The organism is Mycobacterium decipiens, assembly GCF_963853665.1.
GTDB classification, from domain to species: domain Bacteria; phylum Actinomycetota; class Actinomycetes; order Mycobacteriales; family Mycobacteriaceae; genus Mycobacterium; species Mycobacterium decipiens.
Genome location: NZ_OY970459.1, coordinates 4083577 through 4109432 on the forward strand (window position 1 = coordinate 4083577; position 25856 = coordinate 4109432).

At 65.6% G+C, this 25856-nt stretch carries 23 protein-coding genes and 1 pseudogene; 9 read left to right on the top strand and 15 right to left on the bottom strand.

Features of this window, described 5'->3' with window-relative positions; translation table 11 throughout:
• The first annotated feature begins 28 nt into the window (after positions 1 to 28).
• The 5 genes from AADZ55_RS18010 (at position 29) to larC (ending at position 6051) form a co-directional block, all read left to right on the top strand.
• Entirely contained in the window at positions 29 to 1444 is a 1416-nt protein-coding gene (locus AADZ55_RS18010) for a class II fumarate hydratase (RefSeq protein ID WP_085327103.1), read from the top strand.
• Between the two features lie 124 nt (positions 1445 to 1568).
• Positions 1569 to 2480 (top strand): hypothetical protein, encoded by a 912-nt coding sequence (locus tag AADZ55_RS18015; RefSeq protein WP_085327102.1) that lies wholly within the window; start codon positions 1569 to 1571, stop codon positions 2478 to 2480.
• Positions 2481 to 3440: 960 nt separating this feature from the next.
• Entirely contained in the window at positions 3441 to 4238 is a 798-nt protein-coding gene (locus AADZ55_RS18020; RefSeq protein WP_165759448.1) for an ATPase, read from the top strand.
• Complete coding sequence (larB, locus tag AADZ55_RS18025) at positions 4235 to 4891, top strand: nickel pincer cofactor biosynthesis protein LarB (protein ID WP_119185077.1); 657 nt, start codon at positions 4235 to 4237, stop codon at positions 4889 to 4891. Before AADZ55_RS18020 ends, larB begins: the two co-directional genes overlap by 4 nt.
• Positions 4888 to 6051 (top strand): nickel pincer cofactor biosynthesis protein LarC, encoded by a 1164-nt coding sequence (gene larC, locus AADZ55_RS18030; RefSeq protein ID WP_085327100.1) that lies wholly within the window; start codon positions 4888 to 4890, stop codon positions 6049 to 6051. Before larB ends, larC begins: the two co-directional genes overlap by 4 nt.
• Here larC and AADZ55_RS18035 read toward each other — a convergent pair.
• The 6 genes from AADZ55_RS18035 to glyA all read right to left on the bottom strand — a co-directional run bounded on the left by AADZ55_RS18035 (position 6046) and on the right by glyA (position 13798).
• Positions 6046 to 7296 (bottom strand): MFS transporter, encoded by a 1251-nt coding sequence (locus AADZ55_RS18035; RefSeq protein ID WP_085327099.1) that lies wholly within the window; start codon positions 7294 to 7296, stop codon positions 6046 to 6048. The two genes, larC and AADZ55_RS18035, sit on opposite strands and share 6 nt — an antisense overlap.
• Before the next feature lie 340 nt (positions 7297 to 7636).
• Complete coding sequence (locus tag AADZ55_RS18045; RefSeq protein ID WP_423202406.1) at positions 7637 to 9097, bottom strand: adenylate/guanylate cyclase domain-containing protein; 1461 nt, start codon at positions 9095 to 9097, stop codon at positions 7637 to 7639.
• Between the two features lie 49 nt (positions 9098 to 9146).
• Positions 9147 to 10022, bottom strand: coding sequence for a polysaccharide deacetylase family protein (locus AADZ55_RS18050; RefSeq protein ID WP_085327097.1), 876 nt, complete (start codon positions 10020 to 10022; stop codon positions 9147 to 9149).
• A gap of 86 nt (positions 10023 to 10108) precedes the next feature.
• Positions 10109 to 11410 carry a PhoH family protein gene (locus AADZ55_RS18055; protein WP_085327096.1) on the bottom strand — a complete coding sequence of 434 codons (1302 nt, stop codon included), beginning with the start codon at positions 11408 to 11410 and terminating at the stop codon, positions 10109 to 10111.
• A 211-nt stretch (positions 11411 to 11621) separates the two neighbouring features.
• Positions 11622 to 12449, bottom strand: coding sequence for an acyl-ACP desaturase (locus AADZ55_RS18060; RefSeq protein ID WP_085327094.1), 828 nt, complete (start codon positions 12447 to 12449; stop codon positions 11622 to 11624).
• A 68-nt stretch (positions 12450 to 12517) separates the two neighbouring features.
• Positions 12518 to 13798, bottom strand: coding sequence for a serine hydroxymethyltransferase (glyA, locus tag AADZ55_RS18065; protein WP_085327093.1), 1281 nt, complete (start codon positions 13796 to 13798; stop codon positions 12518 to 12520).
• 182 nt (positions 13799 to 13980) lie between these two features.
• Between glyA and coaA the strand changes: the two genes are divergently transcribed.
• Positions 13981 to 14919, top strand: a complete 939-nt coding sequence (gene coaA / locus AADZ55_RS18070; RefSeq protein WP_085327092.1) for a type I pantothenate kinase — start codon at positions 13981 to 13983, stop codon at positions 14917 to 14919.
• A gap of 74 nt (positions 14920 to 14993) precedes the next feature.
• Here the strand turns inward: coaA and AADZ55_RS18075 are convergent, their stop codons facing one another.
• From AADZ55_RS18075 to AADZ55_RS18090, 4 genes and pseudogenes are all read right to left on the bottom strand, one after another.
• The gene (locus AADZ55_RS18075; protein WP_085327091.1) at positions 14994 to 15425 is read right to left on the bottom strand and encodes a hypothetical protein; all 432 of its coding nucleotides are present in this window, start codon (positions 15423 to 15425) and stop codon (positions 14994 to 14996) included.
• Positions 15426 to 15539: 114 nt separating this feature from the next.
• Complete coding sequence (locus AADZ55_RS18080) at positions 15540 to 16910, bottom strand: hypothetical protein (protein WP_085327090.1); 1371 nt, start codon at positions 16908 to 16910, stop codon at positions 15540 to 15542.
• Positions 16843 to 17267 (bottom strand): annotated as a pseudogene (locus AADZ55_RS23605) (PE family protein). The gene AADZ55_RS18080 and the pseudogene AADZ55_RS23605 overlap by 68 nt, the downstream one beginning before the upstream one ends.
• A gap of 275 nt (positions 17268 to 17542) precedes the next feature.
• On the bottom strand, positions 17543 to 18331 hold the full coding sequence (locus AADZ55_RS18090; protein ID WP_085327116.1) for a (2Z,6E)-farnesyl diphosphate synthase: 789 nt from the start codon (positions 18329 to 18331) through the stop codon (positions 17543 to 17545).
• A 146-nt stretch (positions 18332 to 18477) separates the two neighbouring features.
• On the opposite strand from AADZ55_RS18090, the gene trhA reads away from it, so the two are divergent.
• A complete protein-coding gene (gene trhA, locus AADZ55_RS18095; RefSeq protein ID WP_085327089.1) occupies positions 18478 to 19218 on the top strand; it encodes a PAQR family membrane homeostasis protein TrhA in 741 nt (246 codons plus the stop codon).
• A gap of 52 nt (positions 19219 to 19270) precedes the next feature.
• Here the strand turns inward: trhA and AADZ55_RS18100 are convergent, their stop codons facing one another.
• The 3 genes from AADZ55_RS18100 to mca are packed head-to-tail and all read right to left on the bottom strand — an operon-like array spanning position 19271 to position 22453.
• Positions 19271 to 21298, bottom strand: a complete 2028-nt coding sequence (locus AADZ55_RS18100) for a thioredoxin domain-containing protein (protein ID WP_085327088.1) — start codon at positions 21296 to 21298, stop codon at positions 19271 to 19273.
• On the bottom strand, positions 21285 to 21590 hold the full coding sequence (locus AADZ55_RS18105) for a hypothetical protein (protein ID WP_085327087.1): 306 nt from the start codon (positions 21588 to 21590) through the stop codon (positions 21285 to 21287). The genes AADZ55_RS18100 and AADZ55_RS18105 overlap by 14 nt, the downstream gene beginning before the upstream one ends.
• Entirely contained in the window at positions 21587 to 22453 is an 867-nt protein-coding gene (mca, locus tag AADZ55_RS18110) for a mycothiol conjugate amidase Mca (protein WP_085327086.1), read from the bottom strand. The genes AADZ55_RS18105 and mca overlap by 4 nt, the downstream gene beginning before the upstream one ends.
• A gap of 93 nt (positions 22454 to 22546) precedes the next feature.
• On the opposite strand from mca, the gene AADZ55_RS18115 reads away from it, so the two are divergent.
• Positions 22547 to 22981, top strand: a complete 435-nt coding sequence (locus AADZ55_RS18115; RefSeq protein WP_085327085.1) for a DUF4307 domain-containing protein — start codon at positions 22547 to 22549, stop codon at positions 22979 to 22981.
• A gap of 219 nt (positions 22982 to 23200) precedes the next feature.
• Positions 23201 to 23695 carry a transcription elongation factor GreA gene (greA, locus tag AADZ55_RS18120; RefSeq protein ID WP_085327084.1) on the top strand — a complete coding sequence of 165 codons (495 nt, stop codon included), beginning with the start codon at positions 23201 to 23203 and terminating at the stop codon, positions 23693 to 23695.
• A gap of 16 nt (positions 23696 to 23711) precedes the next feature.
• Here greA and AADZ55_RS18125 read toward each other — a convergent pair whose 3' ends face one another.
• A complete protein-coding gene (locus AADZ55_RS18125) occupies positions 23712 to 24890 on the bottom strand; it encodes a cystathionine gamma-synthase (RefSeq protein WP_085327083.1) in 1179 nt (392 codons plus the stop codon).
• A gap of 101 nt (positions 24891 to 24991) precedes the next feature.
• Positions 24992 to 25726, bottom strand: coding sequence for an RDD family protein (locus AADZ55_RS18130; RefSeq protein WP_341286223.1), 735 nt, complete (start codon positions 25724 to 25726; stop codon positions 24992 to 24994).
• Positions 25727 to 25856 lie beyond the last annotated feature (130 nt).

Below are 25856 nucleotides of genomic sequence, written 5' to 3' on the forward strand. Positions count from 1 at the left end.
TTCCGCCAACCAGCAAGGAACCCAAGCCATGCCCGCTGAAGCCGACAGCGCCGAATACCGCATCGAGCATGACACCATGGGCGAGGTCCGGGTGCCGGCAAAAGCGTTGTGGCGCGCTCAAACCCAGCGCGCGGTAGAGAACTTCCCGATATCCGGCCGTGGCCTGGAGCGTGCCCAGATCCGTGCGCTAGGTCTGCTGAAAGGCGCTTGCGCGCAAGTGAACAAAGACCTCGGGTTGCTGGCGCCGGAAAAGGCCGACGCCATCATCGCCGCAGCCGCGCAGATCGCCGACGGCCAACACGACGACCAATTCCCCATCGACGTCTTCCAAACCGGCTCGGGCACCAGCTCCAACATGAACACCAACGAGGTGATCGCCAGCATCGCGGCTGCGGCGACCCCTCCCGTTGTGGTGCACCCCAATGACGACGTCAACATGTCGCAGTCGTCCAACGACACCTTCCCGACCGCTACCCACATCGCGGCCACCGAGGCCGCGGTAACTCATCTCATCCCGGCACTGCAGGTATTGCACGACGCATTAGCCGCCAAGGCTCTTGACTGGCACACGGTGGTGAAGTCAGGCAGAACGCATCTGATGGATGCCGTTCCGGTGACGCTCGGCCAGGAGTTCAGCGGATATGCCCGCCAGATCGAGGCCGGCATAGAAAGGGTGCGCGCGTGCCTTCCCAGACTGGGTGAACTGGCGATCGGCGGCACCGCGGTGGGTACCGGCCTCAACGCGCCTGAGGACTTCGGCGTCAGAGTGGTCGCGGTGCTTGTCGCGGAGACCGGACTGTCCGAATTGCGTACGGCAGCCAATTCTTTCGAGGCGCAGGCCACCCGTGACGGATTGGTGGAGGCGTCCGGCGCGCTGCGCACCATCGCGGTGTCGCTGACCAAGATCGCCAACGACATCCGCTGGATGGGGTCCGGCCCACTGACCGGCCTGGCGGAGATCCAATTGCCGGATTTGCAGCCGGGTAGCTCGATCATGCCGGGCAAGGTGAATCCGGTTCTGCCGGAGGCGGTCACGCAGGTCGCCGCGCAGGTGATCGGCAACGACGCCGCAGTCGCCTGGGGCGGCGCGAACGGCGCATTTGAACTCAATGTCTACATCCCGATGATGGCCCGCAATATCCTGGAGTCGTACAAGCTGCTGACCAATGTGTCAAAGTTGTTCGCCGAGCGCTGCATTACTGGGCTGACCGCGAACGTCGAGCACCTGCGCGAGCTGGCCGAGTCTTCACCGTCGATCGTGACGCCGCTGAACTCGGCTATCGGCTACGAGGAGGCCGCCGCGGTGGCAAAACAAGCGCTCAAGGAACGCAAGACAATTCGCCAGACTGTCATCGACCGCGGCCTGATCGGCGACAAGTTGTCGATCGAAGAGCTGGACCGCCGCCTGGACGTATTGGCGATGGCCAAGGTGGCCCAAGACTAGGCCGCAGCAGGGGCGGCGAGCGCCGCGAATGAGTCTGCGTCACGCACGTGTGCCGTGACGCGATCGCACGGCAACCTCAGGGGACGTCCATGAGAGTGAGGGTGAGGGTGAGGGTGATTCGGCAATGACGGTTCCTCCCGGCGGTCCCTACGGTCCCTATCCGTCTGGACCGAATCCGTATGGACCGGACCCGTATTGGGGCGGCCAGCCGCAGGGTGGCCCCTATCCGTACCAGCCGGGTGGCCCGTACGCGGCTGGGCCCTATCCACCCCAGCAGTACCCGCAAGGTCCGCCCGGCTGGCCGGGCGGACCCTACTCCCCTGGACCACCGCCGCCCGGGCGAGGGTCGAAGACGCCGTGGTTGATCCTCGCCGGCCTCGTGGTGCTGGGCGTCATCGTGCTGGTGGTGATCCTGGTAATCGGCCTTAGTAGCGACAACAAGTCGACCACGGCAACCTCCCCGGCGACGACGTCGCAGCCGTTTTCCCAGCAGACCGCAACCGGCTGCACCCCCAATGTGTCCGGCGGTGTGCAGCCCATCGGCAACACGATCAGCGCAGGCAAGCTGTCGTTCCCGACCAGTGCGGCACCCGGATGGTCGCCCTTCGCCGACGACCAGAATCCGAACCTCATCGACGCGGTGGGGCTTGGCCAAGAGGTGCCCGGTGCCAGCCAGTGGATGATGCAAGCCGAGGTGGCCATAACCAACTTCGTCGCCAGCATGGACGTGGCCACGCAAGCGTCGAAGTTGATGCAGTGCGTGACCCAGGGCCCCGGCTACGCAGGCTCGTCGCCGACCCTGGGCCCGACCAAGACATCGTCGATCACCGTCGACGGCGTCAAGGCCGCCCGAGTGGACGCCGATATCAGGATCGCCGACACCTCACGAAACGTGAAAGGCGATTCCGTCACCATTATCGCGGTCGACACCAAACCGGTCACCGTATTCTTGGGCGCAACCCCCATCGGCGATGCGGCCTCTGCGGCCATCGTCAATCGGGTCATTGCGGCGCTGAAAGTGACGAAGACGGGCTAATCCAACAGCTCCACTGGGGATTGGTCGATCGGATTTCTTCCAATGCGGTACGGGGAAATCCGCGAACGCGATGATGCCATCGGCTTTTGTGTTGATCACGGATGCGTGACGTCCAAGGCGGCAACAGCGCAGGGTAGAGCGCGTGTTTCAGTGCTTCGATCGGGTGTCGGTGCCGCTGATTGATCTAGTAGCTGGCCGACTGGAGTGGGCATTGTCGGGCGTGGACGCGAGCCGATGACCGGACCAACACCGGGTCCCAGGCGCCGTCTTCACTTCATCCGCAGATACCAAATCCACATCGTCTGCCACGGCCCGGACACCTCGGGCACAACGCAGGGCCTGTCCATTTGAGCCTGCTAATTCGAGATCGTATGGAATATCCGACCGATCGGATATTGCGAGGTATCTTGAGTGAGACAGCCGAAAGCCACGGGCGGAAATCGAGCTGGAGAGGTTCGACTGCTAACTATGCATAGCGAATCAGGCCAGGCGGGATGCGGGGCAATCCGGCATTGCCGTCGCAGAACCGTTAGGCACTTGAGGAACTAGCTCCGGCTCGCCATTCGTCCGCGGCACTTGTCATTGCCGCTTTGATCCATAGGATGGTTATCTAGATGATAGTTGCGTAGGGCAATAGTATGCCTGCATGCTATTGTGATGGTCGAATAGCCTACTTCGACTCCGCAGAGAACTCCGCAGAGATTCGAGGTCTGCACGCTGCGGCGGCATCCGCCGCCCCAACCACCGCGGTGATTTCCGCCGCCGACAGGTCAGCGCTGACCGCGCCGCAATCCGCCGTTGACGGGCTAAAGAACCAAGCGGTCAGCCCTCAAACTACGGCGATTCGCCAACTGCTCGTGGCCCGTGGATGCTCGCGCCCGTTGTACGGCCGCGCGAGGCGCCACCATGACCACGACGCAAAATCGGAGGAAAGAATATGAATTTCGGAAAGGCCGGTCAGTGACATTAACTCGACTGCACCGCGTACTAGAGGAGATACCCACCCGCATCGTGGCGTGCAGCGGCGGCGTGGACAGTCTGCTGCTCGCTACCGTCGCCCACCGAACCGCGCCGCACAGCACCGTCGTGGCCCACGCCGTCACGCCAGCAGTCCCCGCTGCGGCCACGGCGCGGGTAATCGCGCACGCCAAGACCGAGAACTGGACACTTGAATTGGTCCGTTCCAAGGAGTTCGAGGACGAGCGCTACATCGCCAACCCGCGCAACCGTTGCTATTTCTGCAAGAGCCACCTATACGCCGCGATCCGCGAACTGCCGACGCGTGACGATGCAACAATGTTGAGCGGCGCCAACATCAACGATCTCGACGAGTACCGGCCCGGCCTGGTCGCTGCCAGTGAGAACCACGTGCGGCACCCCTACGTCGAAGCGGGTCTCGGCAAGGACGATATCCGGTCCATCGCCCGCAAGCTGGACCTGAATTTCGCGGAGCTGCCCGCCTCACCATGCTTGGCCAGCCGCCTGTACACGGATACCGCGGTGACCCCGTCGCGGCTTCGCGCGGTCGAAATCGGCGAAGACCTGTTGCGCATGTTGACTGGAATCGACGTCGCGCGGTGCCGGCTGCGTGAGGAGGTCGTGTTGATCGAGGTCTCGGCCGAAGACCATGCACTTGTCACCGACGAGGTCATCGACCAGGTGGCCGCGGCCATGCAGAAGGTGGAACCATCGCTGCGCGAAGTCTTCCTGGACGACAAGCCGTATCGTCCCGGTCGCGCCCTGACGGTGCTATCGTGACCGTTCGCTACGACTACGCCCGGCTTGCGCGCGTTGGGATGCCCGAGGCTACGTTCTGCCTCGACAAGACGGCGAGCCAGCTGCGCGCCATCGTGACAGAGTTGGTCGAACGGTCCGACAATCCGGTTCTGTTCACCCGAATGAACGAGTCTCAGTACCACGCCGTCCGGCAATTCGCCGGGCAAGCATTGGAATACGACGCGGAGTCGGCAACCGCAGTGATGCATGGTTGCTTGCCGGCGCGTGATGGCACAGTGGCGGTCGTCACCGCCGGCACGTCGGACATCCCCGTCGCGGCAGAGGCCTGTCGAACACTTGAGTTTCTTGGTTTCAAGGCCACTCGCATCGTCGACGTCGGTGTCGCCGGTCTCTGGCGTCTGCTGGAACGGGTCGATGAGATCGCCACCCACGATGTCGTGATCGTGGTTGCCGGAATGGATGCCGCACTCGCGTCGGTCGTCGGCGGGCTCACCGGCCAGCCCATTATCGCCGTACCCACGTCGACCGGTTACGGTGCGGCCGCCGGTGGGGAAACCGCGCTTCGCTCGATGCTGACCAGCTGTGCGCAGGGCATCGCCGTGACAAACATCGATAACGGGTTCGGTGCCGCGTGCGCGGCAAACCGAATCCTGCTGGCACTCAACCGAACATGATCGGCTGGATCGACGCCCGCGCCGGGGTAAGCGAAGATATGTTGCTCGGCGCTCTCGTCGACGTAGGGGTGCAGTTGGACGTGTTGCAGACAGCGGTCGACCGACTTGACCTTGGCATCACGCTCACGTCGACGCCATGCGAGCGGGGCGGCATCGGCGCCACCAGGGTTGACGTTGGTGCCGGCGAGAACCCACCCATCCGGTACCTTCCCGAGATTCAGCGGCTACTCGACCGAGTCGAAGAACCCGTTCGAACGACCGCCGGCGTCATCTTTCGCCGACTGGCCGAGGCCCAGTCGTGCGTATACCGAATTCCCTTGGAACGTGTCGACTTCCACGAGGTCGGCGTCCGCGACACCCTTGCTTACGTGGTCGGCGCAGCGGCCGGATTCCATCGGTTGGGCCTTAAGTCACTGCACTGTTCGCAGATCACCGTGGGCAGCGGAACTGCCCACGGGGCGCATGGTCGCCTGCCGTTGCCGGCTCCCTCGGTCCTGGAGCTACTCAGAGGTGTTCCGGTAGCCGCCGGTCCAGTCATGATGGAGTGCGCCACGCCCACGGGCGCCGCGGTGCTCGCAACACTGGTGACGGATTGGGGCGAGATGCCCCCACTCGTCTTGCTGCGTGTGGGATGCGGTGCAGGCCAGCGCAACCCGACGGAAGTAGCCAACGTGCTGCGCCTTGTCGTCGGCGAGCCGGTCGACCAACCGACCCACACCGTGCTGCTCGAAACCAACGTGGACGACCTCGACCCGCGCGTGTGGCCGTACGTCATTGAGCGCCTGCTTGCCGCCGGAGCCCACGACGCCTGGCTTACCCCGATCATCATGAAGAAAGGTCGGCCCGCCCACACACTTTCCGTACTGGTCTCCTGCGATCGTGCCGCGGATTTGCGCGCCATCATATTCCGCGAGACCAGCACCATCGGAATGCGAGAATCAACAGTGACCAAGCACCACAGGTTGGCCAGATCCGAGAGCCTGGTTCACGTTGGCGGGCAACCAATCCGGATCAAGACCGCCCGGCTCGACGGTGAAACCGTCAACGTCAACCCGGAGTGGCGAGATGTCGTAGCCGCCGCCCAAGCGCTCGGACAGCCGGCAAAGCAGGTTTTGGCGGAAGCTCGGCGGGCCGCATCCGATGACAGCCACGGTTCATGAACCGCTTGCCCTGGAGACAACAAACATGTGCGGGGCGGGGCGCGACGAGGCCAGGAAGGCCGTGCCTGCGAAAAGCAGTACGCCCGCAAGGAAGATCCACGGGACCACGCAGCCTAGGGTGAACAACCAGGAGAACAGCCCAGGGCCGACCGCGATGGCAATACCCCACGACAACGAGTAGACCGCCGAATGGCGACCCGCCCTGCCCGGCGGCGCGAAGCTCAACATGACTCTCAACCCGGTGGCTCCGAAGGTGGCTGTCGCCAGGCTGAAGAACGTGATCGCCGACGCCAGCAGGGCCGTCCTGCCGACGTCGACGATGACCATCGCGGTGAGCGACGCGAATGCGATTCCGAGCAGTCCGGTAACCAGCGCCAACAGACGTAACCCGCGCCGACGACGGCCCCATTTGGTCGCCAACGGCGCGAAGCCCGCGATCAACATGCTGGTCAGCAGGTAGGTGATCGGTGGAGTCCAGGCCGGAAAACCCAGCGCGAGCAGATACACGGGCAGTATCGAGTCGAAACCGATGTTTGCCAATGCGACCACGAAAACCGCGGCCACGAACACCAAGAACCGGCGCTGGGCCAACACGTCGCGGTAGCGGCCCACGCCGCTGTCGTCACGGTGCTCGGTGGTGTGATCGAATCGGCGCAGCCGCCAAAACAGCAACCCACAAAGCACGTAACTAAGCGCGTTCGCCACAACGATGAATGTCCAGAAATGCCCGCTGCCGCGCGCCGTCCAAACTCCGAGGGAGCCGATCAACCCACCCATCCCAAGACCGATACTGCGCAGTGCGCTGATCAACGAAAACAGGCCGACGCGCGCATTCTCCGACGGAGCCAAGGCACTTACCATCCCCGGATGCGCCACCCAGAAAAGCCGGCCGGCAAAACTGACCGCCATCGCGATAATCGCCACGGAAACAAAAGTGTTGTCAGCCAAGTAGCAAGGGAAAGCAATCACCCGGATCAGCGAACTGAGCGTCGCCGAGCGAAACGGTCCGATACGGTCGACGATAGCCCCGGTCAACAAGCCGCCGACCAGCAGCGAGACGAGGCTGCCCATTGTCAGCGCGGCACCAGCATCAGCGAGCCTCATGCCGCGTCCATACGTGAAGAACAGCAGCGCGAACGGAATCCACACACCGTTGCCGGTGGTGTCGATGACCATCGCAGTCAGATAGCTGAGCTTGTAGGAGTGCCGCGCCACCTCGCTGTGCGAACCACTTGAGCGGTGCACGCTAGGGGCCAATGCCACAGCAGACCGAGGGGTAGGCGAGTCCAGGTCCGGGCCCACAACACATCCCCCCGGAGTTGATTTCCGGTGGTAACGCCCCGAAATCGATTTGCGTCCTCCGATTTTTAGCTTGTCGCGGTCAAGTGGCGGCCTTGGTGGCAAATTGGGTCGCGGTCAGCGCTGACCTCTCGGCTGCGGGAACCACCCCGGTGATTGGGGCGGCGGATGCCGCAGTGAAATGTGCATCTCGAATTTCTACGGAGTCGAATAAGCTACTCGACCCCGCAATAGTATGCGGGCATACTGTTTTGCTACGCAACCATCATCACGAACGCAGCAACTTCTAGTCGGGACCTGCCGGGGCCGAGACGTGCGTTGCTTCGGAGCGGCCGCGCAGTACGGTGGAATAGCATTCGGCCCAATGCTGGCGCTCCGACTCAACGGCACGATCGACGGCCGCCGCCGAGCACAGGATGCGCCGGTCGGAAGTCTTGGCGAGGTCGGCCAGTCGGGCAGCCTCGTTGACGGCGTCACCAATCACCGTGTACTCGTGGCGATTTTCGGCACCGATATTGCCGGCAAAGACCCGGCCCGCCGAAACGCCGACACCGAAGTCCACCACGGGTAGCTGACGCAGCCGGCTCCCCAACGCGCGCGCCGTCGCCAGGGCCGCCGACGCCGGTTCATTCGTGCGCAGTGGCGCGCCGAAGACCGCCAACGCGGCGTCGCCTTCGAACTTGTTGATGAGTCCCTGATGTTCGTCGACGGTACTGACGACTATCTTGAAAAAGTCGTTGAGCACCTCAGCGACCTCTTGCGGCGAACGACTTTCCGCGAGCGTCGTAGAGTCGGCCAGGTCAATGAACAGAACCGCCGCCTCGACCACATCGCCGGATAGCGAGGCGCCCTCTTCCAGCGCGCGGTGGGCAACGTCGGTTCCGACGTAACGCCCGAACAGGTCGTGCAAGCGGTCGCGTTCGGCGAGCCCAGCGACCATCCGGTTGAATCCCGTTTGCAAGCGCCCGATTTGAGAACGTTCGTACACACCCACATGTGTCCCCATCCGGCCATGCTCAACTTCCGCCATGGCGTCGACGATCTCACCGACCGGATCCGAAACGGATCGAGACGTCAGGATCATTATCGGCAGCCCAAGAACCATCGCTGCCAGCGCCACCACCAGAACGGGCGCATCCAATGATGCGGAGCGCTGAATGAACCAGCCGTTCGAGCGCAGCACGACCATGGTCGCGATCACTCCGATCGGGAGTGCGCTGGATAGGAACCACAGCAAAACGATGCGCGCAAACACCCCGGGTACCGCAAATCGCGGCTCAAAATCCCGCGTGGCGGCGACCATGATCGGGCGCAGGGTGTGGTTCGTGAGCAGTAGACCGGTGCCCGCGGCGGCGGCACCGCCAAGCACCACACCCAGAGCAATGGGCACCAACAGCGCGGTTCCCCGATCGCGGTTCAATACGAGAAGGATTGCGCCGCACACGGCCCAGGCGGCCGCCAGGATGGCCGATTGGCGGTCGACAAGTTTCATCGCGACGTCCTGTTGCGCCGGCTTCGGGTCATCCCAGGCGCAATACCAGCGCAGAGTGGGAGCAATACTCAGCACACCGCCCACCGCCACGGCCATAGTGCCCAGCACAACCAGCACTACCACCGTCACCGTGTTCTTCTCAACGAAGTCGACATTCGCCGCGGCGGACGTGTTCCCCCGGAGCGGGACCAAGATTGCCGACGCACCGATGACAGCAAAAATGTAGGTCAGGGCGAGATCGGCCGCGTATTGGATCGACAACCTGCGGGCGCTCTTTCGATGCTCGCCAGTGGCCTCTGGTGTCCTAGGCACCGTTGTTCGGCCCGCCCGAGTTCTGCCCGGGAATGTCGGTGATCGGGAAGTTGGGCATCGGCAGGGGCGACGGCGTGTTGGGCAACGGCGGAATCTCGCTGGCCGGGATGTCGTGGAGTTCGTTGACCGGTGGGCCGTTCTCCCGGCTGCCGTAGCTGGTACCTGGGGCCCGCGGCCCAAGCAGTTCGCTGACCGTCACCAGGCGGTAGCCGTTGGCCTTGAGCACCGGGATGAACTGGTACACGAGGTCGACGGTGCTCGAGTAGGTGTCGTGGAACAGCACTACCGAACCCGGCTTGATCTGCGTCATCAGCAGGTGCCGCGTTGCCGCGGTGTTGGAGTCGTTGGCCCAGTCGAACGGAATGACATCCCAGAGGATTTCGGCTTGCCCCAACCTGCCGGCGACCTGACGTACCGCCTCGTTGGACAGCCCGCCGGCCGGACGGTACAAGGTCGGCGTGCGGCCGGTAGCGGCGGTAATCGCGTCGTTCGCCCTGGAAAACTGGCCGGCGATCGCGGCGGGCGGGATCGTCGTCATGTTGGGGTGTTCCCAGGTGTGGCTGCCGATCTCCATGCCCGCGTCGGCGATGCGCTTGGCACCGGCCGGATTGGCTGCGACTTTGTTGCCGATCAGGAAGAACGTGGCCTTGGCGTCGTCGTCCTTGAGGATTTGCAGCAGCCGGTCGGTGTAGGGCCCTGGACCGTCGTCGAAGGTCAGCGCGACGCACTTGACCGCCGCACAGCTCAGGGCGTCGGCCCGCGTGACGCGGCCGGTAAGGGCGCCGACCACCAGCACCGCGGCGGCGACCACGACACCGAAGACCGTGCGCCAGTAGCGCCAGATCTGGTTGTCGGGTCGTTTCGGCACTCAGGAAGTTTACCCGCGAGCAGACACAAAATCGCATGCGCGGGGCCCGCGCAGTGCGATTTTGTGTCTGCTCGCGGGAGGCGCACTCAGTGCGGGCCGGCGATCTCCTCGAGCATCTCGGTGACCAGCGCGGCGATCGGCGAGCGTTCACTGCGCAGCAGCGTGATGTGCGCGAACAGCGGATGCCCTTTGAGCTTCTCGATAACCGCGGCGACCCCGTCATGGCGGCCGACCCGCAGGTTGTCGCGCTGTGCGATGTCGTGGGTCAAGACCACCCGGGAGCCGGTCCCCAACCGGGACAGCACGGTCAGCAGCACGTTGCGCTCCAATGACTGTGCCTCGTCGACGATGACGAACGAATCATGCAACGAGCGGCCCCGGATGTGGGTCAGCGGCAGCACCTCGAGCATGCCGCGGGAAAGCACTTCCTCAAGCACCGCCGGGCTGGCCAACCCTTCGAGGGTGTCGAAGACGGCTTGCGCCCAGGGACCCATCTTCTCGCTCTCACTGCCGGGCAGATAGCCCAGCTCCTGGCCGCCGACCGCATACAGCGGGCGAAAGACCACCACCTTGCGGTGGGTGCGACGCTCCAGTACGGCTTCCAGACCCGCACACAACGCCAGCGCAGACTTGCCGGTGCCAGCTTTACCGCCAAGCGAGACGATGCCCACTGACTCGTCGAGCAACAGGTCCAGCGCCACTCGCTGCTCGGCGGAGCGGCCACGCAGACCGAACACCTCACGATCACCGCGGACCAGCTGCACACGTTTGTGCGCAGTGACCCGGCCCAGCGCGTGGGAACTGCCGCCCAGCAGCCGAATCCCGGTGTGGCAGGGTAGGTCCCGGGCTTCGGCCAGGTCGACCTCGCCATCGGCGAACAGCGCGTCGATATCCGAGGCAGCGGTCTCGATCTCGTGCATACCCGACCACCCGGAGGCGATAACGTCCTGCGCGTGGTACTCGTCGGCGGCCAGCCCCACCGCGGCCGCTTTGACACGAAGCGGAATGTCCTTGCTGACCAACGTAACTCGCCGGCCCTCGGCGGCGAGATTGGCCGCGCAACTCAAGATCCGCGAGTCGTTACTGTCGGTGCGAAAGCCTGCCGGCAGCACCGCCGGGTCGGTGTGATTGAGTTCGACGTGCAGCGTACCGCCTTGGGTGCCAACCGGAATCGGCTGATCCAGCCGTCCGTGTTCCAGCCGCAGGTCGTCGAACAATCGCAATGCCTGGCGGGCGAACCATCCCAGCTCGTGGTGGTGGCGTTTGGCCTCCAACTCACTGATTACCACCAGCGGAACCACCACATCGTGTTCGGCGAACCGACTGCACGCCCACGGGTCGGACAGCAGCACGGAGGTGTCGAGCACGTAGGTCCGGGTATCGGTCACGGAGCGCTCCTCGAGTAAGGGCTTGATTGCCCGCGCGGACCCACACAGGCACGTCGACGGTGGCCGCAGCACCAGGACCCGGGCCGGTCCTGCCGTAGTCGTGACGGGAGGTGCCGCCCTGGCAGCAGAGCATATCGCTGGCCATCGAGTGCGACGCTACTCCGCCGGCAGCATCCCCGCAGGGCAGGCGCGCCGACGGGGAAAACGCGACTTACTTCGTGACGAACTGCTGCAGCCGGGGCTCATCGGCCAACCCCCAAGCCACGATGCGGTCGGAGATCACCTGCCGCAGCTGTGGCGCGCCGAAAATGCCGGCGTCTGCCACGTTCTGCAGCTTGTCCCGGTAGGCGTCGATTTCGGCACCGACGACGCCGAGGTCGGCCGCGCGCGCGGCAATCGCCGTGATCGTCTCGTCGCGCGTGTGGCCGAGGCAGTGCGTGACCAGGTTGGCGAAGAACTCCTCATGACGTGCTTCGTCCCTGGCGATGCGGTCGATGAGTCCGGCCAGGATCGGCTCCTCGATCTGCGCGGCCAGGTTGCTGCAGAAGACGGCACAGGAGCGCTCGAAGAGCGCCATGAACACCAGGGTTTCCACCTGCGTTTGTTTGTCGGCGCGGTAGCCCTTCATCACGTATTGGACTCGAACGTCCTCGTTGGCGACCGGGTCGACTTCCCGGGTCACCACGAGATATTCGCGCAGCGCAATAGCGTGCAGGTGTTCCTCGGCGGTCCACCGGCCGAGCCAGCGACCCCACCACGCCTCGAGAATGAAGTGTTCGACCAGCTCACGGTGGTGGCCGGCCAGGTTGTCCTTGAGAATCAGCAGGATCTCGCATGCGTCCGTGATGGACCTGGGCAGCGTCACCTGGGACGGATCCCAATCACGTCCGCCCAGGAATGCGAAGTTCTCGCCCCGGTCGAACGGCACGTAGTCGTGGGCGAACCAGAGATCCTCGGTGTCGAGGTGACGAGTCATGTTCGCTTCGACCACGGGCTCGAGTTCGAGGGTCAGTGCATTAGCTACAGGTTTCTGTGCCATGCAGTAACTGTAACCCGCATACACAGGTTCTATGAAATTGGCGCGCGCCGCAGCACCGGGCCAATTGGCTAGTGGCCGACCAGGCTCCAGTCCTCCAGACCCTCATAGAGGGGGAACTCCCTGGCCAGCCGGGTCACCCGCTGCCGTAGTGCGGACACGTCAGCAGAGCTGCCCGCTGCAAGGGCGGTGGCGATTACATCGGCGACCTCGGTGAATTCGGCGTCACCGAACCCGCGGGTGGCTAGCGCGGGGGTCCCCACCCGCAGGCCCGAGGTCACCATGGGCGGCCGCGGATCATTGGGCACCGCGTTGCGGTTGACCGTAATACCGGCCTCATGCAGCAGGTCCTCGGCAGCCTGGCCGTCGAGCGGAGAGTTGCGCAGGTCAACCAGCACCAGGTGGACGTCGGTGCCGCCGCTGACCACGGACACCCCGGCCGCTGCGACGTCGGGAGCCATCAGCCGATCGGCGATGATCCGCGCGCCGGACAGCGTGCGCCGCTGCCGGTCGGCAAATTCGAGTGTGGCGGCGATCTTCAGCGCGACCGCCTTGCCCGCGATGACATGCATGAGCGGACCGCCCTGCTGACCGGGGAACACCGCCGAGTTGATGGCCTTGGCGTACTCCTGCTTGCCCACGATCAGGCCGGACCGGCCCCCGCCGAGCGTCTTGTGCACCGTGGTGGAGACCACGTCCGCGTGCGGCACCGGCGACGGGTGCAACCCCGCGGCGACCAGGCCCGCGAAATGGGCCATGTCCACCAGCAACCTGGCACCGACCTCGTCGGCGATCGACCGGAACGCCGCGAAATCGAGCACCCGCGGGTAGGCCGACCAGCCGGCGATGATCACCTTCGGGCGGAATTCGAGCGCCTTGGCGCGCACGACGTCCATGTCGATCAGATGTGTCGTCGGGTCGACGCCGTAGAAGTCGTTCTCGTACAGCTTGCCGGAGAAGTTCAGCCGCATGCCGTGGGTCAGGTGACCGCCATTGGCGAGGTCCAAGCCCAGCAACCGGTCGCCCGGGGACATGAGCGCATGCAGCACCGCGGCGTTGGCCTGAGCGCCCGAATGGGGTTGCACGTTGGCGAATTCGGCGCCGAACAGCGCCTTGGCCCGATCGCGAGCGATGTTTTCCACCACGTCGACGTGCTCGCAACCGCCGTAGTAGCGCCGGCCGGGCAGGCCCTCGGCGTACTTGTTGGTCAACACGCTGCCCTGGGCCTGTAACACCGCGCGCGGCGCGAAGTTCTCCGAGGCGATCATCTCCAGGGTGTCCCGTTGCCGGCCAAGCTCCTTGCCCAACAACTCGGCGATATCGGGGTCGACCTCGGCGAGCGGGGCGGACATGACAGAGGTAGTGCGAGCGTCAGGTGCAGCAGTCACGGCCGCCAGTGTATCCAGCAGTGCTGGGCAAGCGCTGGTCTGCGCACACGCGCGGTGATGCCCCAGCCGTCACACGGGACGGGCCGTAACCGGGATTTGACCGGCCCAACCGTCGGCCTCGGGCCCGTCCCTGCAAGACTGGCACCATGCCGCGGCTTAGCGAGCCGAGCCCTTATGTCGAGTTCGGCCGGAAGCAGTGGCGCGCGCTGCGGATGTCCACACCGCTGGCCCTCACCGAAGAGGAACTGATCGGCCTGCGTGGTCTCGGCGAGCAGATCGACCTGCTCGAGGTCGAAGAGGTCTACCTACCCTTGGCCCGGTTGCTGCATCTTCAGGTCGCCGCCCGCCAGCGGTTGTTCGCCGCCACCGCGGAATTCCTCGGCGAGCCCCAACAGCACCCGGACCGGCCGGTGCCGTTCATCATCGGTGTGGCCGGCAGCGTCGCGGTCGGCAAGTCGACCACCGCCCGCGTGTTGCAGGCGCTGTTGGCTCGCTGGGATCACCACCCCCGGGTGGACCTGGTCACCACGGACGGATTCCTGTACCCCAACACCGAGCTGGAGCGGCGAAACCTCATGCACCGCAAAGGCTTTCCGGAAAGCTATAACCGGCGGGCGCTGATGCGGTTCGTCACCTCGGTGAAATCCGGTTCGGATTACGCGTGTGCGCCGGTGTATTCGCATTTGCACTACGACATCATCCCGGGGGCCACGCAAGTAGTCCGCCATCCCGACATTCTGATTCTGGAAGGGCTCAACGTATTGCAGACCGGCCCGACGCTGATGGTGTCGGACCTGTTCGACTTCTCACTGTACGTGGACGCCCGAATCGAGGACATCGAGCAGTGGTACGTGTCGCGGTTCTTGGCCATGCGCACCACGGCGTTCGCCGACCCGGAGTCGCACTTCCACCATTACGCGGCGCTGTCCGACCCGGAAGCTGTCGTCGCCGCGCGCGATATCTGGCGGACAATCAACCGGCCCAATCTGGTGGAGAACATTCTGCCGACCCGCCCCCGGGCGACACTGGTGCTGCGCAAAGATGCCGATCATTCCATCAACCGGCTGCGGCTGCGCAAGCTCTAGTCTTTGGCCATCGGACGGCCGACGCGGGGCGCCGCTACCTGGGTAGCGTGACGCCCCGCTCGGCGGGAGGGGAGTTACGCCGCCAGGCGGCGCACTCCGAGGTACTGCAGACCGGCGAACGCCGCGGTGAACACACCACTGGCCAGCGTCGCGGCGACCCCTGCCGCGGTCATCGGGACCAGTTCAGCGGCGACGATCGCGGCCACGGTGTAGACGATGTTTCCGGCGATGACGGCGATCCCGGCGCGACGCAAGTTCGGCAACGCGGCAAGGCTGAACACCGCCAGGCCGTAGAGCACGAAGAAGGCGCCGATGCTGTACTCCTGGCCGGACGTCAGGCCAGTCAGCGACGAGATCGGGTCGGCCGCGACGGCAACGATCAGACCCATCAGGCCGGTCAGGGTGGCGTCGGCACGCATTGCGAAACGCAGCAGCGAGTCCGTCGAGTCGTACAGGGGCTTGGTCTCGTACCCGGGCTTGGTTGAGGTGCCAGGTATAGCGGTCATGTCGTTACTCCTCGTCGAGTTGGTCGAATAGGTCTGAGCGTGCCGTGGAAGCACTGCCAGATCGACGCATGGCACTGCCAACCGCTGCCACTCCGGCAGACGAAAACCGACGCGCTAGTCGCTGGGGACCCCGACGCGCCCGCGCAGATCGGCGGCGATGAGCCGGGCCGCGGCGTTCTGCCAGTTGTGCAACGAGCGCTGCGGAACCTCGGTGACCAGCCACTGCCAGGCCTGCCGGGCGGTGGGATCCAAACCCGACGCGGTGGCGTTCTGCGCGTATGCCCGCACGCCGACGACGTACGGGAAATACAGCGAGTTGTAGTAGCGCCACTGCTCGGTGGTTCCGAAATCGCCGCCGTCGCGCGGCTTGAGCCGCCCGATGCCGTCGGCCAGTACGGCTTTGAGCTCATTGGCCCGCTCCAGCGGGTGATCGGGTGCGCCCCGCGCGGCCAAGCGCTCGTCGATCACCGGCAGGGCGGTTAGTGGGCTGGCGACCAGCTTGGTCAGGTCGCCGTAGTGCCCCAGCGCCCGGCGGGTGAGCCTGACGAAGGTGTCGTCGTCAACGTCGTCAAGCGGATTGTCCGACCGCAGCGGTAACGCCGCCCCGGTTTGCCGCAGCGCGGCGCGGTCAGCACGCAGGCTGGGCGATCTGGAAAACGCCACCCGGTCCAGAATCCCGGCCAGCGGATCGGCCAGCACCTGCACCGTGATCGCCACCGCGAGGCTGGTGAACAGCAGCACCGTCAACGCGGTCTGCGCGCTGGGCTCACTTCGGGTGAGGGCAAGACCGATCAGCACCTGCCCGCCGAACAACACCGCCACGGCCATCGAGCCGGCGAACGAACGCAGCATGTCGGCGCGTAGCGCCTGGCCCTCGTCGAAGGCGTCCCATAGCGCTACCGCCACACCGAGCAGCAGCACATCCAAACCCGTCGACGCCAGCGCCAGCCAGCTGGGCACCAGGCCCAGCGGAATGATCAGGATGGCATTGCCCAGGGCGAAGAACAGCGTCGCGACAACCACCACGCCGGCTACGGGCACCGGCTGGCTCGGCCGCACCAGTGCGACGACCATAGCGCCGAGCGTGGACGCCGAGATCACCGCGAACATCAGCAGGTGCCCCGGCCGCAGCGGACCGTCGACGCTGCCGGCCAGCGCCGCGCCGAACAGAGCCACCGCGCCGACCCCGCTGACCAGCAAGAGCTCACCGGTGCGGGCCCGCCAGCTATCGCACGGCCGGGACAGCTCGACGAGCACCGCGAACCACGCCACGCCGGGGACGGCGACCAAATAGATCTCGACCTGGCTGAGCAGGTCAGCGTGCGCGACGCTGGTAGTCCGCACCGCGTCCAGCCCAACCACCAGCGCGAAACCACCGAGTCCGATCGCCGCCAACGCGAGCACCGGCTTGCGCGGATCACGAGCCAGTAGGTACAGCCCCAACCAGCCGCTCAGCGTGAACACCAGCGCCGACAGCGCAGCCATGTGTCCAGTGTGGCACGGGGTTGCGGGCGTTAGCGCTACCGTGCGCCCCGAGCAGACCAGACAGCGACCCGCCCTTGCCGCCTAGCGCGCCGTTGCCGCCGTTGCCGATCAGCGGGCGCCCCAACAGCGCCTGGGTGGGTGCGTTGACAATCGCCAGCACATCCTGCTGCACGCTCTGCGCCGTCGAAACGTTGATTGCTTCGGCAGCCGCATAGGACCCAATCGCGTTGGTCAAAGCCTGCACGAACTGCTCCCGAAACGCCGACAGCTGTGCGCCCACCGCCTGATAGGCCTGCCGTGCGTTCCGAACAGTGCCGCGATTGACCCCGACACCTCATCGGCGCCCGCGGCCAGCACCGCCGTCGTCGGGGCCAACGCCGAAGCGGCCGCGCGCAACGAGTGCCTGCGGCGCGGCGATTACAAACGACATCACGTTCCTCCGATCAGCCCAGCATGGGGTGATCCCGTCAGGGTGATCGGATGGTGTAGCCATCGCGCGCGGCATCTACCGGTTTTCTGGGGGCACTGTGCACACCATCCGAGCGGGAAATGTGCACTCCGCACGACGCGAAACATGCAGCTCAGCTATGGCGGTCAAGCGTGGCGATCGGCTGTGCAGCCCCGCGCCGGATTCACCTGCCGTACCGGCGGTGCCGCGCACTGTAGTCGCGCAGCGCGCGCAGAAAGTCAACCCGCCGAAACGCCGGCCAGTGCGCCTCGGTGAACCACATCTCCGAGTAGGCGCTCTGCCACAGCAAAAACCCGGACAAACGCTGCTCCCCGGAGGTCCGGATCACCAAGTCGGGGTCGGGTTGACCAGAGGTGTAGAGGTTTTCGGAGATGCCCTCGGTGGTCACCGCGTCCACGAGCTCCTCGGCAGTCGCGCCGTTGGCTAGTTGCTTACCCAACAACGACCGCACCGCGTCGACAATCTCCCGGCGGCCGCCATAGCCCACAGCGACGTTGACGTGGAACGATGCCGCCTCCGGCGTGGATTCCACGGCACCACGCAGCCGACGGGCGGGTTCCTCACCAATCAACCCCAGATCCCCGACCGTCCGCACACTCCAGCGGTTGGCCGGTGCGCAAATCTCCTCGACGACATCGGTGATGATCTCGATCAGTGCAGTGAGCTCGTCGGGGTCGCGTTGCAAGTTTTCGGTGGAGAGCAGGTAGACGGTGGTCATCTCGATGCCGGCTTCCTGGCACCACCGCAGCATCTCGGCGATCTTGGCGGCACCCATCCGGTAGCCGTAGCTAACGTCGTCGTAGCCCGCGTCGCGCGCCCACCGCCGGTTCCCGTCGCACAGCACCGCGATGTGCCGGGGCAGTTCGGATTTCGAGGAGGCTAGGCCCTGCCGCAGGCGCAGCTCGTAAAGCCGGTACAACGGTTCTTTGAGCCGTGGCGGGATGATCTCCACGAACATCAACACTACTTGTGATCGGGCCCAGATTCCGGCTTGAAATGCCGGCAATCTCACCTCGAGTCAGATGCCCGTCGGCTACCCAACCCGACTACTGTGATCGACGACAACCACGGCAAGTCCAAGACGAGGCAACGAGGGAAATGAGCGGCCAGGCCGGCACAGCCACCAACGCGGAGCCCGAATCACCCGGGCTGACGCCGTCCGATGCTGCCCACCAGATCGTCGAGGGCGTCGCCCGAGTTCTGACCAAGCCCCGCTTTCGCGGCTGGATTCATGTGTATTCCGCGGGGACCGCCGTCGTCGCGGGTGCGTCACTGGTTGCGGTGTCATGGGCGCTGGCATCCACCGAGGCCGGCCTGGCGACGCTGGCCTACACCGCGGCCACGGTGGTGATGTTCACCGTCAGCGCCACCTACCACCGCGTCCACTGGAAGTCCCCGACCGCCCGGAAGTGGATGAAGCGGGCGGATCATTCGATGATCTTCGTGTTCATCGCCGGCAGCTACACACCGTTCGCGCTGCTGGCCCTGCCCGGACACGCCGGGCGAGTGGTCTTGTCGATCGTATGGGGCGGCGCGCTGGCCGGCATCGTGCTGAAGATGTGCTGGCCGTCGGCGCCGCGCTGGGTAGGCGTGCCGCTCTATATTCTGCTGGGCTGGGTGGCGGTCTGGTACACCGGCACCATCCTGCACAACGCCGGGGTGGCCGCGACGGTGCTGCTGTTCGTCGGCGGCGCCCTATACAGCATCGGCGGCATTCTCTACGCGTTACGCTGGCCCGACCCGTGGCCGTCGACATTCGGCTTTCACGAGTTCTTCCACGCCTGCACCGCGATCGCGGCGATCTGCCACTACATCGCCATGTGGTTCGTGGTGTTCTGAGCCGCCCGCCGGGCGAGCGTCCCGCTGGGCGCGTGACCGACCGGACGCCAAGCTAATTCCCGGGTACGCCCAGGGCGGCCGCGAGTTCGGCTGCACTGGTCACCGGTAGGTCGCAGACTCGTCCACGGCATACGTATGCGGCGTCGACGCCGGCCACCCGGTCCCGACCGACCAGCGGCGCCGACGAGCCCTCCGCGCCGCCGATGACGATCGCCCCGCCCGGCGCCAGCCGGCGCGCGTCGGCGAGCAACGGCGATTGCGCCCCGTCACCGGCGACCGCTATTTGCAGCGGTCCGCGCACCGCGGCTTCGGCCACGGCCAACCAATGTCCGGCGGAGCGGGGCGCACGCTCCAGCAGCACCGCATGTGCGCGCAGCGTGTCGGCAGCCACCTGCAAATACCGCTCGGCGCGTGGGCCGTCGACCAGGTGCGCGGCGGTCAGCAGTGCTTCGGCGATCGAAGACGCCCCCGACGGCGTCGCCCCGTCCAGCGGGTCGGCGGGCCGCAGCATCAGCCGCTCGGCATCGTCGGCGGTGTCGAACCAACGGCCCGGGCGCTGCGGATCGCCGAAGTGCTCCAGCGCGGTATCCAGCAAGCCGGCGGCCGCGGTCAGCCAGGCCTCCTCGGGCCTCAGCTGGTAGAGCGCCATCAGCCCGGTGGCCAGCATCGCGTGGTCCTCCAGGATGGCGGCGCTGTCGCCGACCACTCCGCCCAGGCTGGCGCGCCGCAGCCGGCCCTCGACAACGTGCAGGTCCAACAGCGCCGTCGCGCATCGCTGCGCCGCTCGAGCCAACTCGGGTGCCGCTAGGGCCACACTGGCCTCGGCCAGCGCGGTTATCGCCAGACCGTTCCAGGATGTGACGACCTTGTCGTCGCGTCCGGGCTGCACCCGGGTGAGTCGCGCCGCCAACAGCTCCGCGCGGATCCGCTCCAGCCGCCCCGCGTCGTCCGGATCTGCGGGCAACTGCAACACCGACGCCCCGTGTTCGAACGTGCCCGACTGGGTGACCGCGAAAACCTCTGCCGCCCAACGTCCGTCGTCGTCTCCGAGCACCTCGGTCAGCTGCGCCGGCGTCCAGACATAGGTCGAACCCTCGCGGCCGTCGGCGTCGGCGTCCAGCGACGAGACGAACAAGGTGGCGTCGGTCAGCTCGTCGAGCAGAAAGCGCGCGGTCTGCGCTGCGACCCGGCGGGCCAACCGATCCCCGGTCCGCCGGGCCCAGTGCGCATAGGCACGCAGCAGCAGGGCGTTGTCGTACAGCATCTTCTCGAAATGCGGTACCACCCACGCATTGTCGACGCTGTACCGGGCGAAGCCACCGGCTAGTTGGTCATAGATCCCGCCACGGGCCATCGCGCTGCCGGTGCGCGACACCGCGGGTAGCGCCGCCGACGATCCGGTGCGCTCGTAGTTGCGCAGCAGCGCTTCCAACAACGCCGACGGCGGGAACTTGGGCCCGGAGGAGGCCTGAGCGCCGAAACCACCGCGAACGGTATCTTCGTCACGAAGCACGACCGCGACCGCGTGGTCACACAGCTCCGGCGCCACTTCGGGACCGCCGCCGGGTAGCCCCGACACCATCGAGCGCAATTCGCCCGCGATATGGTCGGACGCTTCCTCGACGTCGGCGCGGCGTTCGCGCCAGGTGTCGGATATGGCCGAAAGCAGTTGCAGGAAACCTGCTTTCGGGTAGTACGTGCCGCAGAAGAACGGCCGGCCGTCGGGAGTGAGAAAGCACGTCATCGGCCAGCCGCCCTGCCCGGTGAGCGCGACGGTGGCGTTCATGTAGACCGCGTCGATGTCCGGCCGTTCCTCGCGATCCACTTTGATGCAGACGAACCCCTCGTTCATCGCGGCGGCCACCTCGTCATCTTCGAACGATTCGTGGGCCATCACATGACACCAGTGACACGCGGCGTAGCCGACGGACAGCAGGATCGGCACATCGCGCGCGGCCGCGTTGGCCAGCGCCTGCGGGGTCCATTGCTGCCAGTGCACCGGATTGTCGGCGTGCTGGCGCAGATACGGGCTGGTGGCCAGCGCGAGGGTATTCGTTCCCGCCGAATCAGCCGGACTCATCGGCAGGTCCCGGTGGTCGGGTAGAGCCGTTGCGGTTGGTGCCGGGGAGCTTGTGATCAACCTCGTCAATCGCGTCCGTGCCCTCGTCGGCAGCCTGATCGAGTTCGGGGTTGTCCCGGTCGAAGGACTTGGGAACCTTCTTCAGTTGGCGGTTCATCGACCGCACCAGGAACAAGGTGGCGATCACCAGAAGCACCACAACCAGCAAACCCACTGGGCTGGCTTTGCCGAAATCGGGTCCGGTGTTACGGGGTCCGCCGTCAGCAATCACGCTGAGCAGAATGCGGTTCACGGCGCGATCCCGGCGAACAGTTCGATCTCCGGCAGGCGCACGGGGATACGCGAGCGAGCCAACTCGAATTCCTCGGTCGGCCATAGCCGCTCCTGCCACGCGAGCGGAGCGGCGAAGAATTCGGCATTCGGGTCGATCTGGGTGGCGTGCGCGCGCAGCGCATCATCACGCTGGCCGAAGTATTTCGAGCACTCGACGCGCGTCGTCACCCGGCCCGCAAGAAGGTCGTGGTCGGGGTCCCAGTACGCCAGCCATTTTTCGAACGGGCCGCGTTCGCCGTGCCGAGCGAACTCGTCTTGCAGCATCTGCATCCGTTCCCGCAGGAAGCCGTGGATGTAGTACAGCTTGGACACCGCCCAGGGCTCACCCGCGTCGGGAAAGCGACAATAGTCACCCGCCGCCTCGTAGGCGGCCACCGAAACCTGGTGGCAGCGAATGTGGTCGGGATGAGGATAGCCGCCATTCTCGTCGTAGGTGATCATCACCTGCGGCCGAAACTCGCGCACCACCCGCACCAGCGCCTCGGTGGACACCTCCAGCGGTACCCGCGCGAAGCAGTCCTCCGGCAGTGGTGGCGGCAGATCCCCCTTGGGCAGCCCGGAGTCGACGAAGCCCAGCCAGGTGTGCTCGACGCCGAGGATCGCGGCCGCCTTGGCCATCTCGTCACGGCGGATCTCGGCGATGTGCCCATGCACGTCAGGCAGGTCCATCGCCGGGTTGAGAATTTCGCCGCGTTCGCCTCCGGTCAAGGTCACCACCAGCACGCGATGCCCCTCGTCGGCATAGCGGGCAAGGGTGGCGGCGCCCTTACTGGACTCATCATCGGGGTGGGCATGCACCGCCATCAACCGCAATTCGCTCACGTGCCCCCTTGTCGGTCCGGCTGGTCGCCCCCTCAAGCCTATAAGTGACCCTATAATTCCAGTTTCTCGAACCGTTGCATCCCGAACCCAGGCATGACCCAGACTCCCATTCCGCGACCGGATACCCGCTACGGACGCCGGCGACTGTCCCAACGAGGACGTCGCCGGGTCGCGATTGCCCTAGCGGTGCTGGTCGTCGCGGCCGGCGTCGTGATCGCGGTCATCGGCTACCAACGCATCGGCACCAGCGCCGTCACCGGTTCGCTTGCGGGCTATCGACTGATCGACGCCGAGACGGCATCGGTGACGATCAGCGTGACGCGTGCCGACCCGTCCCGACCGGTGGCCTGCATCGTGCGGGTTCGGTCCAAAGACGGCAGCGAGACGGGCCGACGTGAGCTGCTGGTCCCGCCGTCGCAGGCGGCCACCGTGCAGGTGACCACGACGGTGAAATCCAGCAAACCGCCGGTGATGGCAGACGTATACGGTTGTGGCACAGACGTGCCCGCCTACTTGCGCCTCCCGTGACCTCCACAACAAATACCGAACTGCGAATATGACGTCACCGATCGTTTGCGCGGTGGTAACATGGACCGATGCACGGTCCTGCTGGGACCGTGTATTGCTGCATTAACGGCCGTGAGCCCAACGGAACGGCAGCAACCCGGGGTGGGACCAGATATCCGCGACACGGGATCCGAAACTTTCCCGAATACGCGGAAACGACAACATGAGGAGCGCGACGAGATGACGGACACTCAGGTGACCTGGTTGACCCAGGAGTCACATGACCGACTCAAGGCCGAGCTCGACCAGTTGATCGCTAATCGTCCGGTCATCGCCGCCGAAATCAACGACCGCCGCGAGGAGGGTGACCTGCGCGAGAACGGCGGATACCACGCCGCCCGCGAGGAACAGGGCCAGCAAGAGGCCCGCATCCGCCAGCTGCAGGATCTGCTCAGCAACGCCAAGGTCGGCGAAGCACCCGAGCAGTCCGGCGTCGCGTTGCCCGGTTCGGTGGTGAAGGTCTACTACAACGGCGACAAATCGGACAGCGAGACGTTCCTCATCGCCACCCGCCAGGAAGGCGTCAGCGACGGCAAGCTCGAGGTCTACTCGCCGAACTCACCGCTCGGCGGCGCCCTGATCGACGCCAAGGTCGGCGAGACGCGCAGCTACCTGGTGCCCAACGGCAGCACCGTCAAAGTCACGTTGGTCAGCGCGGAGCCGTATCACTCCTAGGGCGCTGCGCCGCCGACTAGCCCAGGGCCTGCTCGAGATCGCCGAGCAGGTCGGCAAGGTCCTCGATACCGACCGAAAGCCGCACCAGGTCGTCGGGCACCTCCAATTGCGAACCGGCCGTCGATGCGTGCGTCATGGCACTGGGATGTTCGATTAGCGACTCCACCCCACCCAGCGATTCGGCCAGGATGAAGACGCGGGTCTTGGCACACAGATCCTCGGCCGCGCGGCGGCCGGCACGCATCCGCACCGAAACCATGCCACCGAAGCCGCGCATCTGTCGCGCGGCAATCTCATGTCCGGGGTGACCGGGCAGACCGGGATACAGCACCGAACTCACCGACGGATGATCAGCGAGGAATTCCGCTATGGCAAAAGCATTTTCGCTGTGTCGCTGCATCCGCAGCACCAAGGTCTTCAGACCGCGCATGGTCAGGTAGGCATCGAACGGGCCGGGCACCGCGCCGGCGCCATTCTGTAGGAAGGCGAACGCTTCGTCCAGCTCTTGGTCGTTGGTGACCAGCGCACCCCCCACCACGTCGGAATGCCCGCCGATGTACTTGGTAGTCGAGTGCAACACGACATCGGCGCCGAGCTGCAACGGCTGCTGCAACGCCGGTGAGGCAAAAGTGTTGTCCACCAACACCTTTACCGACTTATCAACGCTCGGCTGGGCCGCGATTTCGGCAATGCCCGCGATATCGGCGATCGACAGCAACGGATTGGTCGGCGTCTCCACCCAGATCAGCCGGGTGCGCGGGGTAATGGCGGCAGCCACCGCATCCGGGTCGGCAAGCCGCACCGGCGTGTACTGGATATCCCACCGGGTGAACACCTTGTCTATCAACCGGAATGTGCCGCCGTAGGCGTCATCGGGAATGACGACGTGGTCTCCGGGTCGCAACATCGCCCGCAGAGCGCAGTCGGTGGCGGCCATCCCGGAACTGAACGCCCGCGCGAAGGTACCCTCCTCGACGGCCGCCAGCGAGGCCTCCAATGCGGCCCGGGTGGGGTTGCCGGTGCGGGCGTATTCGAATCCACCGCGCAGACCGCCAACACCGTCCTGGGCGAAGGTGCTGCTGGCATAGATCGGCGCGTTGACGGCCCCGGTCGCCGGGTCCGGGCGGTAGCCGGCGTGGATGGCTCTGGTGGCCAGTCCAGTGATTCCCTGGTGTCCCTTGCGGTTTTCGCTCATCGATGACCAGCCTAGTAGCGGGCACCGCCCTGGCCGCGCATTCGCGGCCAGGGTGGCGCGTTGCTAATCACTCACTTGCACAGTGAGTTTGCATCTCCCGATCAGATCGGCAGGCAAACCGTCGTCATGATCTTGTCCGCCAAGGTTTGCCGTTTGGCGTCCCACAGCGGGAACAGGAACCCGATGTAGCAGATGATCGCGTCGACGAAGTGGGCCAGCTGACGAACCACCGACATCCCGAAGCCGATTGGCTGCCCAGTGGTCTCGCTGACCACCTTGAACTTCAGCACCGACTTGCCGATGCTCGATCCGGTGGTGCCCTGGCGATAGCCGTAGTTCCAGACCAGGTAGACCAACCCAGCCAGCGACAGCAACCACTGCGCCAACTGGCCGATCATCGAAGGCTGGGACACGCAGAACTGACCGACGTCGTACTGACTGATATCGGTGACGCACGACGACGTCTGAGTGACCAGCATGATCACCCAACCGATGCCGACGACGGCGACGTAGGGAGCCCAGTCGATAAGTGCGGCCAGCACCCGGGTAATCCACGGTGTGTACGACTCGGCCGGCAGGGTACGAATTGCCGGTCCGGGCGGGGGTGGCGCGTAGCCGCCGGCCGACGGAGGAGGCGGCGGGTAGGAACCGCCGTCGGGCAGTGGGGGCGGCGGGTTGCCACCCGCGACCGGCGGCGGAGGAGGCGGGGGATATCCACTGCCGCCGGGCGGCGGCGGAGGTGGCTGGAAGCCACCGGATGGCGGCTGGGGCCCACCGGGTGGTTCAGGCGGCGGGGAGGACGGCGGGTAGGACCCGCCGGGCGGCTGTTCGGTCATCGGCAAACCTTCCACTGAGGGTTAGCTGAACTAGGCGGCACTACAGTACCTGAGGACCGGGCTCGCGGGAACGACCGGTCGTGAGTTGCGTCACAGGGTGAATCGGGCGGTGTCCCACGACCTGTTCGCA

Excerpts from the sequence above, each read along its gene's own strand:
- AADZ55_RS18010 (WP_085327103.1), top strand. The coding sequence starts at position 29 with ATGCCCGCTGAAGCCGACAGCGCCGAATACCGCATCGAGCATGACACC.
- AADZ55_RS18015 (WP_085327102.1), top strand. The coding sequence starts at position 1,569 with ATGACGGTTCCTCCCGGCGGTCCCTACGGTCCCTATCCGTCTGGACCG.
- larC (WP_085327100.1), top strand. The coding sequence starts at position 4,888 with ATGATCGGCTGGATCGACGCCCGCGCCGGGGTAAGCGAAGATATGTTG.
- AADZ55_RS18060 (WP_085327094.1), bottom strand. The coding sequence starts at position 12,449 with ATGGCACAGAAACCTGTAGCTAATGCACTGACCCTCGAACTCGAGCCC.
- glyA (WP_085327093.1), bottom strand. The coding sequence starts at position 13,798 with ATGTCCGCCCCGCTCGCCGAGGTCGACCCCGATATCGCCGAGTTGTTG.
- coaA (WP_085327092.1), top strand. The coding sequence starts at position 13,981 with ATGCCGCGGCTTAGCGAGCCGAGCCCTTATGTCGAGTTCGGCCGGAAG.
- AADZ55_RS18075 (WP_085327091.1), bottom strand. The coding sequence starts at position 15,425 with ATGACCGCTATACCTGGCACCTCAACCAAGCCCGGGTACGAGACCAAG.
- AADZ55_RS18080 (WP_085327090.1), bottom strand. The coding sequence starts at position 16,910 with ATGGCTGCGCTGTCGGCGCTGGTGTTCACGCTGAGCGGCTGGTTGGGG.
- trhA (WP_085327089.1), top strand. The coding sequence starts at position 18,478 with ATGAGCGGCCAGGCCGGCACAGCCACCAACGCGGAGCCCGAATCACCC.
- AADZ55_RS18100 (WP_085327088.1), bottom strand. The coding sequence starts at position 21,298 with ATGAGTCCGGCTGATTCGGCGGGAACGAATACCCTCGCGCTGGCCACC.
- AADZ55_RS18115 (WP_085327085.1), top strand. The coding sequence starts at position 22,547 with ATGACCCAGACTCCCATTCCGCGACCGGATACCCGCTACGGACGCCGG.
- greA (WP_085327084.1), top strand. The coding sequence starts at position 23,201 with ATGACGGACACTCAGGTGACCTGGTTGACCCAGGAGTCACATGACCGA.
- AADZ55_RS18125 (WP_085327083.1), bottom strand. The coding sequence starts at position 24,890 with ATGAGCGAAAACCGCAAGGGACACCAGGGAATCACTGGACTGGCCACC.
- AADZ55_RS18130 (WP_341286223.1), bottom strand. The coding sequence starts at position 25,726 with ATGACCGAACAGCCGCCCGGCGGGTCCTACCCGCCGTCCTCCCCGCCG.